The following is a 391-nucleotide window of genomic DNA, read 5'->3' as shown; positions in this document are numbered from 1 at the left end:
ATTTTAGATGAAGCAGTGAAGTTAGATATTTTTTATTCTGATCCCTTCATACGAGAGGCACTATTAGAAGATGGAATTCAAATGACGCATCTTGATGATATTGTGGCGATGAAAATAGAAGTGATTCAGAATGGAGGTAGGAAGAAAGATTTTTGGGATTTGCATGAGCTACTAGAAATCTATACCATTGAAGAAATGATTGCTTTACATGAACAACGTTATCCTTACGGACACGACAAAGAAGTCATTATCTCAAACCTTAATAATTTTGAATCTGCTGACGAAGACTTAGATGTTATATGTTTAAGAGGAAAGTATTGGGAGGTAATCAAAGCTGATTTTGATATTATAGCCAATAACCTTTCCAATGTATTTAATCAAAAACGATGAT

General features: G+C 33.0%; 1 protein-coding gene. It reads left to right on the top strand.

The window, feature by feature from the left end; translation table 11 throughout:
- On the top strand, window positions 1-390 hold a 390-nt coding region (locus AC4AGG_RS16850), incomplete at its 5' end, for a nucleotidyl transferase AbiEii/AbiGii toxin family protein (protein WP_489773175.1).
- Window position 391 lies beyond the last annotated feature (1 nt).

It is taken from the genome of Chryseobacterium sp. CG10_8 (genome assembly GCF_058117085.1).
The sequence above is the reverse complement of the archived record's forward strand: the minus strand, read 5'-3'. Positions and strand labels throughout refer to the sequence as shown.